This is a genomic window from Streptomyces sp. E-08 (genome assembly GCF_049913095.1).
Classification (GTDB): domain Bacteria; phylum Actinomycetota; class Actinomycetes; order Streptomycetales; family Streptomycetaceae; genus Streptomyces.
This window is the reverse complement of record NZ_CP183971.1, coordinates 2,553,388-2,566,416: the sequence shown is the minus strand read 5'-3', so window position 1 is coordinate 2,566,416 and position 13,029 is coordinate 2,553,388. Positions and strand designations below refer to the sequence as shown.

At 71.3% G+C, this 13,029-nt stretch carries 12 protein-coding genes; 8 read left to right on the top strand and 4 right to left on the bottom strand.

The window, feature by feature from the left end; translation table 11 throughout:
* Nucleotides 1–444, bottom strand: a complete 444-nt coding sequence (locus ACN9MM_RS11695) for a MarR family winged helix-turn-helix transcriptional regulator (protein ID WP_426363554.1) — start codon at nt 442–444, stop codon at nt 1–3.
* A 63-nt stretch (nt 445–507) separates the two neighbouring features.
* Here ACN9MM_RS11695 and ACN9MM_RS11690 point away from each other — a divergent pair, with 63 nt between their 5' ends.
* Nucleotides 508–918, top strand: a complete 411-nt coding sequence (locus ACN9MM_RS11690) for a VOC family protein (protein WP_426363553.1) — start codon at nt 508–510, stop codon at nt 916–918.
* On the opposite strand, the gene ACN9MM_RS11685 is transcribed toward ACN9MM_RS11690, so the two are convergent.
* Entirely contained in the window at nt 909–1,523 is a 615-nt protein-coding gene (locus ACN9MM_RS11685) for a TetR/AcrR family transcriptional regulator (RefSeq protein WP_426363552.1), read from the bottom strand. The two genes, ACN9MM_RS11690 and ACN9MM_RS11685, sit on opposite strands and share 10 nt — an antisense overlap.
* A 131-nt stretch (nt 1,524–1,654) precedes the next feature.
* On the opposite strand from ACN9MM_RS11685, the gene ACN9MM_RS11680 reads away from it, so the two are divergent.
* A complete protein-coding gene (locus tag ACN9MM_RS11680; protein ID WP_426363551.1) occupies nt 1,655–3,205 on the top strand; it encodes an APC family permease in 1,551 nt (516 codons plus the stop codon).
* Nucleotides 3,115–4,683 (top strand): amidohydrolase, encoded by a 1,569-nt coding sequence (locus tag ACN9MM_RS11675; RefSeq protein ID WP_426363550.1) that lies wholly within the window; start codon nt 3,115–3,117, stop codon nt 4,681–4,683. Before ACN9MM_RS11680 ends, ACN9MM_RS11675 begins: the two co-directional genes overlap by 91 nt.
* A gap of 12 nt (nt 4,684–4,695) precedes the next feature.
* Here the strand turns inward: ACN9MM_RS11675 and ACN9MM_RS11670 are convergent, their stop codons facing one another.
* Entirely contained in the window at nt 4,696–5,607 is a 912-nt protein-coding gene (locus ACN9MM_RS11670; RefSeq protein ID WP_426363549.1) for a phosphatase PAP2 family protein, read from the bottom strand.
* A 75-nt stretch (nt 5,608–5,682) separates the two neighbouring features.
* Entirely contained in the window at nt 5,683–6,717 is a 1,035-nt protein-coding gene (locus ACN9MM_RS11665) for a LacI family DNA-binding transcriptional regulator (RefSeq protein ID WP_426363548.1), read from the bottom strand.
* A gap of 347 nt (nt 6,718–7,064) precedes the next feature.
* Here ACN9MM_RS11665 and ACN9MM_RS11660 point away from each other — a divergent pair, with 347 nt between their 5' ends.
* Genes ACN9MM_RS11660 through ACN9MM_RS11640 form a run of 5 tightly spaced genes read left to right on the top strand, consistent with a single transcriptional unit; the run spans nt 7,065 to nt 13,015 of the window.
* A complete protein-coding gene (locus ACN9MM_RS11660) occupies nt 7,065–8,342 on the top strand; it encodes an extracellular solute-binding protein (RefSeq protein ID WP_426363547.1) in 1,278 nt (425 codons plus the stop codon).
* Between the two features lie 19 nt (nt 8,343–8,361).
* Nucleotides 8,362–9,375, top strand: a complete 1,014-nt coding sequence (locus tag ACN9MM_RS11655) for a carbohydrate ABC transporter permease (protein WP_426363546.1) — start codon at nt 8,362–8,364, stop codon at nt 9,373–9,375.
* On the top strand, nt 9,369–10,241 hold the full coding sequence (locus ACN9MM_RS11650) for a sugar ABC transporter permease (protein ID WP_426368721.1): 873 nt from the start codon (nt 9,369–9,371) through the stop codon (nt 10,239–10,241). Before ACN9MM_RS11655 ends, ACN9MM_RS11650 begins: the two co-directional genes overlap by 7 nt.
* A gap of 39 nt (nt 10,242–10,280) precedes the next feature.
* Nucleotides 10,281–11,948 carry a glycoside hydrolase family 13 protein gene (locus ACN9MM_RS11645; protein WP_426363545.1) on the top strand — a complete coding sequence of 556 codons (1,668 nt, stop codon included), beginning with the start codon at nt 10,281–10,283 and terminating at the stop codon, nt 11,946–11,948.
* The gene (locus ACN9MM_RS11640; RefSeq protein ID WP_426363544.1) at nt 11,936–13,015 is read left to right on the top strand and encodes a LacI family DNA-binding transcriptional regulator; all 1,080 of its coding nucleotides are present in this window, start codon (nt 11,936–11,938) and stop codon (nt 13,013–13,015) included. Before ACN9MM_RS11645 ends, ACN9MM_RS11640 begins: the two co-directional genes overlap by 13 nt.
* The last annotated feature ends 14 nt before the right edge of the window (nt 13,016–13,029 follow it).

The window sequence follows — 13,029 nt, the reverse complement described above, 5'->3', positions numbered from 1 at the left end:
TCAGCCGAGCCCTTGGTGCACCCGGAGCAACAGGCCCTGGAGCAGGGCCCGTTCCTCCGGTTCCAGGGGGGCGAGCAGCTCGTCCTGGACGGACCTGGCCTCGGCGTCGAGCTCCGCGAGGAGGGCGCCGCCGGCGGGCGCGAGGGAGACGGAGACCCGCCGCCGGTCCTCGGGGTCGCGCGCCCGCTCGACGTATCCGCCGGTGGCCAGCTGGTCGACCAGCTTGGCCATGTCGCTCGCATCGACGCCGAGCCGGACGACGAGGTCGCGCTGCGCGTGCGGCCCGAAGTCGGAGAGGGCGGCGAGGACCGCCATGTCCCAGAGGCGCAGGCCGCGTTCGGCCAGGCGGTCCGCGAGGCGGCCCCGGGCGGCCTTGCCGATCCGGGAGAGCAGATAGGTGCTGAGGCCGAGCAGGGCGGGCGGGGTGGATCGCGCGGAGGACATGACAGAAGTCTAAGGTCCGCTCCTATAGTGGGTGCACACCTACTATTCTTCGAGGAGCCCGCCGTGGACGCCCCGTACCCCCGTCTGCTCGTCAGCCGCTTCGCCGACTGCTTCCGGTTCTACGCGGCGGTCCTGCCGCCGCTGACCGGCGCGGATCTCGACAAGGGCGCGCCGGACGGGCCGTACGCCAACTGGGAGGCCGACGGCAGGGCCGTCCTGGTGCTCTTCGACCGCGGCGCGATGGCCTCGGTCCTCGGCACCGGGGCCCTGCCGGCCCGCCCGGCACCCGCCCAGGACACCGCGATGCTCGTCCTGCGCGTGACCGACGTGGACACGGCCCTCGCCCTCTGCCTGGAGTCCGGCGCCGAACCCGTACGGGGTGCGGCCGACCGTCCGGAGTGGGGGCCCGGCCTGCGGACCGCCCATCTCCGCGACCCCGAGGGGCATCTGATCGAGCTGCAGTCCTACAGCTGATCCGCGTCGAGCAGCGTCCGGACGTGCTCCAGATAGCCGGCCAGGGCCAGCTCGAAGGCCTGGTCGGAGCGGGACTCCGGGGCCGCGCCGAGGGCGCGGGCCAGCTGGGGCGTGGCCGTCTCGTCGGCGAGCTCCCACATCGCCTCGGGAGCGGCCATGTCGAGGGCCGAGCCGAGGACGACGTTCTCCAGGGCGATGATCACCGGCATGACGTCCGCCAGGGCGAACCCCGCGTCGAGCAGGCGGCCGACCGCGCGCTCGTACTGGGCGAGGACCTTGGGCGCCCGCACCGGTGAGGTGGTGAGGAGCGGGATCGTGCGCGGGTGGGCGGCGAAGGCGGCCCGGTAGGAGCGGGCCCAGGCGGCCATGGCGGCGTCCCAGGGCTCCCGGTCGAGGGTCGCGCCGTCGATGGCGGCGGCCACCCGCTCGCGCAGCAGCTCGACGATGCCGTCCCTGCCGTCGACGTGGTGGTAGACGGAGGCCGTCTGCACCCCGAGCCGCCTGGCGATCTGCGGGACGCTGAACTCGCCCTGCTCGTCGACGATCTCGAGCGCCGTGGTGGTGATCCGCTCCCGGTCGAGGAGCGGTCTGCGCGGCCGGCCCATGAATCGTCACTCCCTGTTCGGCTGCTGCCGGTTCTGATGTTCGTCGGGTCTTCCCGAACGGTCGAGGCCGAGGCTACATTGCGCAAACCGAAAGCCTTTAGGTTTCCTGTCGCGGAAAGGCTTCCCCCGCCATGCCCTCACCCACCCCCGACGCCACCCCCGACGAACCCCCGGGCCTGAGAACCGGCACCCTCGGCACCGCCGACATCTCCTTCTTCGTCGTCTCCGCCGCCGCCCCGCTCACCGTCATGGCCGGCGTCGCCCCCGTCGCCATCCTCCTCGGCGGCATCGGCGCCCCCGTCGGCTACCTCCTCGCCGGCCTCACCCTCACCGTCTTCGCCGTCGGCTTCACCACCATGAGCCGCCACGTCCGCAGCGCCGGGGCCTTCTACGCGTACATCACCCGCGGCCTCGGCACCCCGGTCGGCATCGCCGCCGCCCTCGTCGCCATGCTCGGCTACAACGGCATGGAGATCGGCGTCTACGGACTCCTCGGCTCCGCCACCTCCGACACCGCCGCCGCCCTCGGCCACCACGTCCCCTGGCTCCCCGTCTCCCTCGCCGGGCTCCTGATCATCTGGTACGGCGGCTACCGCTCCATCGACTTCGGCGCCAAGGTCCTCGGCGTGCTCCTCGTCGCCGAGACGGGCATCCTCGTCCTCCTCGCCGGCGGCGTCCTCCTCGACGGCGGAGCGGACGGCCTCTCCGCCGGCGGCCTCGCCCCCGCGCACGTCCTCACCGGCGGCACCGCCGCCGTCCTCGCCTTCGCCTTCGCCGCCTTCACCGGCTTCGAGTCCACCGTGATCTACCGGCGCGAGGCGAAGGACCCCGAGCGCACCATCCCCCGCGCCACCTACATCGCGGTCGCCTTCCTCGGCCTCTTCTACGCCTTCGTCGTCTGGACCGTCATCCAGGCCTTCGGCGAGGACAAGGTCGTCCAGGCCGCCGCCGACGACCCCGGCGGCCTCTTCTTCGCCGCCATCACCACGTACGTCGGAGCCTGGGCCGCCGACCTCATGCACCTGCTCATCATCACCAGCGTCCTCGCCTCCCTCCTCGCCTTCCACAACGCCATCAACCGCTACGCGCTCTCCCTCTCCGAGGAAGGCGTCCTGCCGAAGACCCTCGGCCGGATCCACCCCCGCCACCGCTCCCCGTACGTGGCCGGAGCGGCCCAGACCGTGCTCGGCGCCCTCGTCGTCCTCGCCTTCGCGCTCGCCGGCGCCGACCCGTACCAGCAGCTCCTCCTCTGGGTGAACACCCCGGGGATGATCGGCCTGATGATCCTCCAGCTGCTCGCCGCGCTCGCCGTGCCCTGCTTCTTCCGGCGGATCGACCACCGCGAGGGCGTGCTGCGCACCGTCGTCGCCCCCGTGGCGGCCTTCGTCCTGCTCGCCGGGGCGATCGGCCTGGTCACCGCCCACGTCGACCTCTTCACCGGGGCCTCGACCACGGTCAACACCGTGCTCGTCTCCCTCGCCCCCGCCGTCTTCCTCCTCGGGCTCCTCCTCGCGCGCCGGCTCCGCCGCACCCGCCCCGAGGTCTACGCCCGCTTCGCCGCAGAACCCGACCCCGAAGGAGCAGACCCCTCGTGTCCGCACCCGACCTCGTCCTCGTCAACGCCCGCGTCCGCGACCCCGAGCCCACCGGCGCCACAGCCCTCGCCGTCCATGGCGGACTGATCACCGCCGTCGGCACCGACGCGGAGGCCCGCACCTGGGCCGGGCCCGGCACCGAGACGATCGACCTCGCCGGCGCCACCCTCACCCCCGGCCTCACCGACGCCCACAGCCACCCCGTCTGGGGCCTGGAGATGTTCACCGGCACCGACCTGTCCGGCGTCACCGACCTCGAAGGACTCCGCGCCGCCCTCCGCGCCGCCGAGCGCCGCGACGGCTGGGTCGTCGGCTTCGGCCTCGACCACAACGCCTTCGGCGGCCGCCCCGTCCACCGCGAGCTGATCGAGGACGCCCTCGGCGGAGCCCCCGCCCTCCTGCGCCTCTACGACGGACACTCCGCCCTCGCGAGCGCCGCCGCCCTCAAGGCCGCCGGCGTCGAAGGACCCCGCGCCTTCGCCCAGCACTCCGAGATCGTCTGCGACACCGACGGCCGCCCCACCGGACACCTCGTCGAGCACGCCGCCATGGACCTGATGACCCCGGTCCTGCCCACGCAGCCGTACGCCGAGCGCCGCGACCGGCTCGTCGAGCTCCTCGGCGCCATGGCCGCCACCGGCCTCACCGCCGCCCACGTCATGGACCTCGGCGGCCACGACGTCCCCGGCCTGCTCGCCGGCATCGAGGAGGACGGCGACCTGCCCGTCCGCCTCCGCCTCGCCCCCTGGTGCATGCCCGGCGCCACCGCCGAGGAGCTCGACGGATTCGTACGGCTCCAGGAGCGGGCCGGACGCCTCTGGGCGATCGGCGGCGTGAAGTTCTTCATGGATGGCACCGTCGAAGGCGGCACCGCCTGGCTGGAGCACGCCGACTGCCACGGCCAGGGCACCGACGCCTTCTGGCCCGACCCGGCCGCCTACTCCGCCGCCGTGCGCCACCTCCACCGGGCCGGGGTCGGCACCGCCACCCACGCCATCGGCGACGCCGCCGTCCGGCACGTCCTCGACACCGTGGAAGCCCTCGGCACGGGCGGCCCCCGCCACCGGATCGAGCACATCGAGACCGTCCCCGACGACCAGCTCGGCCGCTTCGCCGCGCTCGGCGTCGTCGCCTCGATGCAGCCTCCGCACACCGCGTACACCCGCGCCGACCACACCGACGAGTGGTCCCGACGGCTCGGCGACGAGCGGGCCGCCCGCGCCTGGCGCTGCCGCGACCTGCGCGACGCCGGCGCGCACCTCGCGCTCGGCTCGGACTGGCCCATCGCCCACTACGACGCCCGGCAGGTCCTCGCCACGGCGCGCGCCCCGCGCGGCGCGGCCTCGACCCACCGAGGCCTGACCGGTCTGATGGCGCTGGAGGGGATGACCACGCACGCGGCGGTCGCCGCGGGTGAGGAGACGGTCACGGGCCGGATCGCCCCGGGCTTCCGGGCCGACCTCGCCGCCTTCGCCGTGGACCCGGTCGAGGCCCCTGCGGACGAGACCGCCGAGGCCCCGGTCCGGCTGACGGTCGCGGGCGGCAGGGTCACGCACCGGGGCTGACCGGCGGCGGGATCACCTGCCGGAGCGGACCTGCTCCTCGGTGTCCTCCGGGGCGCGGTCCGTCCCCTTCGCCGGGGGCGGACCGCCCCGCTCGACGACGCCGACCTGCTCCACCAGCTTCGGCAGCCGGTGCGGGCGCGAGCCGTACCAGAAGTAGGAGACGGCGAAGCCGAAGGCCAGGCAGATCATGCCGCCGACCGCGTCCATCCAGAAGTGGTTGGCCGTGGCGACGATGACGACGAGGGTCGCCGTCGGGTACAGCAGGCCGAGGATCCGCGCCCAGGGCGCCTTGGCCAGCAGGAAGATGGTCACTCCGCACCACAGCGACCAGCCGATGTGCATCGACGGCATCGCCGCGTACTGGTTCGACACGTGCTTGAGGTTCCCCGAGGCCATCGAGCCCCAGGTGTGGTGGACGAGCACCGTGTCGACGAAGCTCTGGCCGTTCATGAGCCGGGGCGGCGCGAGCGGGTACAGGTAGTAGCCGACCAGGGCCACACCGGTGGTGGCGAAGAGGACCGTACGGAACGCCGCGTAACGGCCCGGATGCCCTCGGTACAGCCACACCAGCACACCGATGGTCACGACGAAGTGCAGCGTGGCGTAGTAGTAGTTCATCGACACGATCAGCCATGTCACCGAGTTCACGGCATGGTTGACGGCGTGCTCGAAGGCGAGACCGAGGGACTCCTCGGTCTTCCAGATCCAGTCGGCGTTCTTGAGCGCCTCGGCCTTCTGCTCCGGCACCGCGTTCCGGATGAGCGAGTACGTCCAGTAACTCACCGCGATGAGCAGGATCTCGAACCAGATCGTGGGGCGCCGGGGCGTGCGCGCGCGCAGCCGCGCGAACCTGCCCTCGTCGTTCACGATGGGTGACGACGGGGTCGTCCGGCTGTCCAAGCTCTTCACGGTCGTTTCACCCATAGCGAGAGAGTCTGCCAGATCCCGTCCCCCCGACCGATCATCCCTCGGTCGGGTTCCGGGTGCACCCGGTCCACCTCAGGAAGGAGTGCGCACGGGCGTCGGGGCGGATGCGGTCGAGCCGCGAACCACCAGCTCAGGCATGAAGACGAACTCGGAGTGCGGGGCCGGGGTGCCCCCCACCTCCTCCAGGAGCGCGCGGACCGCGGCCTGCCCCATCGCCTGCACCGGCTGCCGGATGGTGGTCAGCGGCGGATCGGTGAAGGCTATGAGCGGAGAGTCGTCGAAACCGACGACCGAGACGTCCCGGGGGACGTCCAGACCCTGCTGCCGGGCCGCCCGGATCGCGCCGAGCGCCATCATGTCGCTCGCGCAGACGACCGCCGTGCAGCCGCGGGAGATCAGCGCCCCCGCCGCCGCCTGACCGCCCTCCAGGGTGTAGAGGGAGTGCTGGATCAGTGCCTCGGACTCCTCGGGGCCGAGACCGAGCCGCTCCTGCATGCCCTGCTGGAAGCCCTCTATCTTGCGCAGCACCGGCACGAAGCGCTTCGGCCCGACGGCGAGTCCGATGCGGGTGTGCCCGAGCGCGGCCAGGTGCGTCACGGCGAGACGCATCGCCGCCCGGTCGTCGGGCGACACGAAGGGCGCCTGGACCTTGGGGGAGAAGCCGTTGAGGAGGACGTACGGGACGCCCTTGCCGCGCAGCTGGTCGTAGCGCGTCATGTCGGCGGTGGTGTCGGCGTGCAGACCGGAGACGAAGATGATGCCGGCGACACCGCGCTCCACCAGCATGTCGGTGAGCTCGTCCTCGGTGGACCCGCCGGGGGTCTGCGTGGCCAGGACCGGTGTGTATCCCTGCCGGGTCAGGGCCTGCCCGATGACCTGGGCGAGGGCGGGGAAGATCGGGTTGTCCAGCTCGGGGGTGATGAGGCCGACGAGCCCCGCGCTGCGCTGGCGCAGACGGACGGGCCGCTCGTAGCCGAGCACGTCGAGCGCGGCAAGGACGGACTCGCGGGTGGCGGCTGCCACGCCCGGCTTGCCGTTGAGCACGCGGCTGACTGTGGCCTCACTGACCCCCGCCTGGGCTGCGATGTCTGAGAGCCGCGCGGTCATGAAGGTGGACTGTACCGGTCACAGGGCGTATTGCCCACCGCTACCCCACAGACCGTCACGGCGCGAACCTTGCGCAAGCTCTTGCAGGCCTTGCGGGCGCTTTTCGGGGGCATAGGGGTGGGAACGGGAGCGGGAGAGGGGGGTGCCGACCCCTGTCAAGCGATCCTTCGGCAACCTTCGGGACACGCGGATGTAACGATCGCCGGGTCTTGCGGAAAGTTCTCGCAAGGTCTTTCGGCGCGTTTTCATCCCTGTTACGTTCCTGGCAACCCGGAGCGCCGCGAGGGAGCGGTCGCATGAGGAAGGTTCCAGCCCCTCGTCTCCCCGGGATCATTGAAGGAGTTCACATGCGGCGTGGCATAGCGGCCACCGCGCTGGTCGCGGCCCTGGGCGTGACCCTGGCGGCGTGCGGCGGAAGCGACAGCGGTTCCAACGGCGGCTCGAAGGGCTCGGGCGAGCTCTCCGGCACCGTGACGTGGTGGGACACCTCCACGGTCGGCTCCGAGGACAAGGTCTTCAAGAAGGTCGCCGAGGACTTCAAGAAGCAGCACCCCAAGGTCACCGTCAAGTACGTGAACGTGCCGTTCGGTGAGGCGCAGAACAAGTTCAAGAACGCCGCGCAGTCCGGCTCCGGCGCGCCCGACGTCATCCGCTCCGAGGTCGCCTGGACCCCCGAGTTCGCCGACCTCGGCTACCTCGCCCCGCTGGACGGCACCGCCGCCCTCAAGGACCAGGACGACTTCCTGGAGCAGGCCGCCGCCTCCACGAAGTACAACGGCAAGACCTACGCCGTCCCGCAGGTCATCGACTCCATGGGCATCTTCTACAACAAGAAGATCTTCAAGGACGCCGGCGTCGAGGTCCCCAAGACCATCGACGAGCTCAAGTCCGTCTCCGCCAAGATCAAGCAGAAGACCGGCAAGACCGGCCTGTACCTGCGCGGCGACGACGCCTACTGGTTCCTCTCCTTCCTGTACGGCGAGGGCGGCGACCTCGTCGACGCCGAGAACAAGAAGATCACCGTCGACAACCCGGCCGGCGTGAAGGCCTTCAAGGTCGTCAAGGACCTGGTGGACTCCGGCGCGGCCAAGACCGACGCCACCGACGGCTGGAACAACATGCAGACCGCCTTCAAGGAAGGCAAGGTCGCGATGATGATCAACGGCCCGTGGGCCGTCGCCGACACCTACGCCGGCAAGGAGTTCGCCGACAAGGCCAACCTGGGCATCGCCCCGGTCCCGGCCGGCTCGGGCGGCCAGGGCGCCCCGCAGGGCGGCCACAACCTCGCCGTCTACGCGGGCTCCAAGAACCTCGACGCCTCCTACGCCTTCGCCGAGTACATGACCTCGGCCGAGACCCAGGCGAAGATCTCGAAGGAGCTCAGCCTCCTCCCGACCCGCGAGTCCGTCTTCATCAAGCCGGACGTCGCGACCAACGAGATGATCACCTTCTTCAAGCCGGTCGTCGACAAGGCCGTCGAGCGCCCCTGGATCCCGGAGACCGGCAGCCTCTTCGCGCCGCTCGTCACCGAGTACACCAAGGTCCTGACCGGCCAGACCACCCCGGAGACGGGAGCCAAGACGGTGGGCGACGGCTACCGCAAGCTCCTGAAGGACTGGAAGTAACAGGAAGGCAGGCCGGCTGATGGCTGTGGACACCCCCAGCCAGTCGGTGGCGAAGGCCGCGGGCGACGACGTCGCCCGCGGCCGGAGCCGCGGAACTGGCAGTCACCGGGGCGCGCCGAAGCGCTCCCTCTCCACCCACTGGTACGCCTGGGCGATGGTCGCCCCGGTGACCGTGGTGATCGCCGTGATCATCGGCTACCCGCTGGTCCGCGGCATCTACCTGTCGCTGACCGACGCCAACGAGCGGAACGTCGCGCGGTCGATCGGTGTCAACGAGATCCCGGCCACCTACGAGTTCGTCGGTCTGGACAACTACACCGACGCGCTCACCGGGAGCCAGTTCCTCGGGACGCTCGGCTGGACGATCGTCTGGACCGTCTCCTGCGTGGCGCTGACCTTCGCCCTCGGCCTCGGCCTCGCCAACATCCTGAACCGGAAGATCGCCGGCCGCTCCTTCTACCGGCTGCTGCTGATCCTGCCCTGGGCCGTGCCCGGCTTCGTCTCCGTCTTCGCCTGGCGCTTCCTCTACAACCAGGACAACGGCCTGCTCAACAAGGTCCTCGCGGGCGGCGGCATCGACGCCGTCCCGTGGCTCAACGACCCCACCTGGGCCAAGATCTCGGTCATCGCGACCAACGTCTGGCTCGGTGTCCCCTTCATGATGGTCGCCCTCCTCGGCGGACTCCAGTCCATCCCCGGCGAGCTGTACGAGGCCGCCGAGATGGACGGCGCGGGCGCCTGGCAGCGCTTCCGGCACATCACCATGCCCGGACTGCGCTCGGTGTCGACGACGGTGATCCTGCTCTCCACCATCTGGACCTTCAACATGTTCCCGGTGATCTTCCTGCTCACCCGGGGCGGGCCCGGAGAGGCCACCCAGATCCTCGTCACCCAGGCCTACAAGTTCTCCTTCGAGGTCAGCCCCCGGGACTTCGCCCAGTCCTCGACGTGGGGCGTGCTCATCCTGGTCCTCCTGATGGTCTTCGCCGCGTTCTACCAGCGCGTCCTCCGCAAGCAGGGAGAAGTCTGGTGACCACCACGACCCCCACCCCCCAGGCCGTGAACGCCCCGGTCCGCGGCCGCCGTTCGCCGCTCGCCTCGGTCGCCCTGCACGTCACCCTGATCGCGGCGTCCGTGATCGCCGTCTTCCCGGTGCTGTGGGTGCTGCTGACCTCGCTGAAGCCGGCGCAGTACGCGACCACCACGGACTTCTTCAAAGAGACGACGTTCGAGAACTACACGAACCTGCTGAACGACACCCCGTTCCTCACCTGGTTCGGCAACTCGCTGCTCGTCGCGGGCCTCACCACCGTCGTCGGCGTCTTCATCTCCGCCACCACGGGCTACGCCGTCAGCCGCTTCAGGTTCCCCGGCAAGCGCGGCCTGATGTGGACGCTGCTCATCACCCAGATGTTCCCGGTCGCCGTCCTGATCGTGCCGATCTACAACATCATGGCGTCGATGGGCCTGCTCAACCAGCCGGCCGGCCTGGTCATCACGTACCTGACCATCGCCGTCCCGTTCTGCGCCTGGATGATGAAGGGCTTCTTCGACACCATCCCGCGCGAGATCGACGAGTCCGGCTACGTCGACGGCCTCACCCCCTTCGGCACGTTCTGGCGGCTCATCCTGCCGCTCGCCAAGCCGGGCATCGCCGTCACCGCCTTCTACTCCTTCATCACCGCCTGGGGCGAGGTCGCCTACGCCTCCGCCTTCATGGTCGGCGACGAGAACCTCACGCTCGCCGGCGGACTCCAGAAGTTCGTCAACCAGTACGGCGCCCAGTGGGGCCCGATGGCCGCGGCCTCCGTGCTCATCGCCGTCCCCGCCGCCCTGGTGTTCCTCTTCGCCCAGCGGCACCTGGTCACCGGCATGTCCGCCGGTGCCGTCAAGGGCTGAACCGCACCCCTCCCCATGTCCTTACGACCCAAGGAAGACATGACCCAGCACCTCGCCACCCCCGCCGCCGCCCCGACCACCGGCACGCACACGGGCTGGTGGAGAGACGCGGTGATCTACCAGGTCTACCCTCGCTCCTTCGCCGACGGAAACGGCGACGGCATGGGTGATCTGGAGGGCGTCCGCAGCCGGCTGCCGTACCTCAGGGAGCTCGGCGTCGACGCCGTCTGGCTCTCCCCGTTCTACGCCTCGCCGCAGGCCGACGCCGGCTACGACGTCGCCGACTACCGGGCCATCGACCCCATGTTCGGCTCGCTCCACGACGCCGACGCGGTCATCCGCGAGGCGCACGGGCTGGGCCTGCGCGTCATCGTCGACCTGGTCCCCAACCACTCCTCGGACCAGCACGAGTGGTTCCAGCGCGCCCTGCGCGAGGGCCCCGGCTCGGTGCTCCGCGAGCGCTACCACTTCCGCGCCGGACAGGGCGTGAACGGCGAACTCCCGCCCAACGACTGGGAGTCCATCTTCGGCGGCCCCGCCTGGACCCGTACGGAGAACCCGGACGGAACCCCCGGCGACTGGTACCTCCACCTCTTCGCGCCGGAGCAGCCCGACTTCAACTGGGAGCACCCCGCCGTCCGCGACGAGTTCCGCTCCATCCTGCGCTTCTGGCTCGACATGGGCGTCGACGGCTTCCGCGTCGACGTCGCCCACGGCCTGGTCAAGGCCGCCGGCCTGCCCGACATCGGCGCCCACGACCAGCTGAAGCTGCTCGGCAACGACGTCATGCCCTTCTTCGACCAGGACGGCGTCCACGAGATCTACCGCTCCTGGCGCAACGTCCTCGCCGAGTACGACGGCGAGCGCGTCCTCGTCGCCGAGGCCTGGACCCCCACCGTCGACCGCACCGCGAACTACGTGCGCCCCGACGAGATGCACCAGGCCTTCAACTTCCAGTACCTGGGCACCCACTGGGACGCCGCCGAGCTCCGCACGGTGATCGACGCCTCGCTCGACGCGATGCGCCCGGTCGGCGCCCCCACCACCTGGGTGCTCTCCAACCACGACGTCACCCGGCACGCGACCCGCTTCGCCAACCCGGCGGGCCTCGGCACCCAGCTCCGCGAGGCCGGCGACCGCGAGCTCGGCCTGCGCCGCGCCCGCGCCGCGACCCTCCTCATGCTGGCCCTGCCCGGCTCCGCCTACGTCTACCAGGGCGAGGAGCTCGGCCTGCCGGACGTCACCGACCTGCCCGACGAGGTCCGCCAGGACCCGTCCTTCTGGCGGGCCAGTGGCCAGGACGGCTTCCGCGACGGCTGCCGCGTGCCGATCCCGTGGACCGCCGAGGGCTCCTCGTACGGCTTCGGCGACGGCGGCTCCTGGCTGCCGCAGCCCGCGACCTGGGGCGCCCTGAGCGTCGAGGCGCAGACCGGCGACCCCGGCTCCACCCTGGAGCTGTACCGCAGCGCGCTCGCCGTGCGCCGCGAGCGCCCCGAACTCGGTGCGGGCGAGGCCGTCGAGTGGCTGGAGGCGCCCGAGGGTGTGCTCTCCTTCCGCCGCGACGGCTTCGTCTGCACCGCCAACACCACCGGCCGGGCCATCACCGTCCCGCTGCCCGGCCGGTATCTCCTGTCCAACGAGGAGATCAAGATCGTCGACGACGAGGCCGTCGTGCCCGCCGACACCACCGTCTGGTGGGCGGTGTGACGATCCCCCTGCCGCGGGGCGCCGGGAACGGCGCCCCGCGGCTCGCGGACATCGCGGCCCAGTCAGGGGTCAGCGAGGCCACCGTCAGCCGTGTCCTCAACGGCAAGGCGGGGGTGGCCGGCGCGACCCGGCACAAGGTGCTCGCGGCGCTCGACGTGCTCGGCTACGAGCGCCCCGTACGGCTCAAACGCCGCAGCGCGGGCCTCGTCGGGCTCGTCGTGCCCGAGCTCACCAACCCGATCTTCCCCGCGTTCGCGCAGGTCGTCGAACAGGTCCTCGCCGGGCACGGCTACACCCCGGTGCTCTGCACCCAGATGCCCGGCGGCGCCACCGAGGACGAACTCGTCGAACAGCTCGTGGAGCGCGGGGTGGCCGGCATCGTCTTCCTCTCCGGGCTGCACGCGGACGCCACCGCCGACCCCGCGCGCTACGCCCGGCTGTCGGCCCGGGGCGTCCCGTACGTGCTCATCAACGGCTACAACGAGCACATCGACGCCAACTTCGTCTCCCCGGACGACCGTGCCGCGGCCCGCATGGCCGTCCGCCACCTGGTCGAGCTGGGCCACGAGCGGATCGGCCTCGCCATCGGCCCCACCCGCTACGTCCCCTCGCGCCGCAAGGCCGAGGGCTTCACCGCCGAGCTGTACGAGCTCCTCGGCGTCGACCGCACCGAGGCCGAACGGTTCATCAGGCCGACGCTCTTCGGCGTCGAGGGCGGGCACGCCGCTGCCGAGATCCTGCTCCGCGAAGGCTGCACCGGCATCGTCTGCGGCTCCGACCTGATGGCGCTCGGCGTCATCCGCGCGGTCCGCGCCCGCGGCCTCGACGTGCCCGGCGACGTCTCCGTCGTCGGCTTCGACGACTCGCCGCTCATCGCCTTCACCAGCCCACCGCTCTCCACCGTGCGCCAGCCCGTGCAGGCCATGGCGACGGCGGCCGTCGGCGCGCTCCTGGAGGAGATCGAGGGGAACCCGGTGCAGCGCACGGAGTTCGTCTTCCAGCCCGAGCTGGTGGTGCGCGGCTCCACGGCGCAGCCGCCCGGCAGGCTTCCCCAACTCCTTTCGTAACAAGTCGCGTCGGG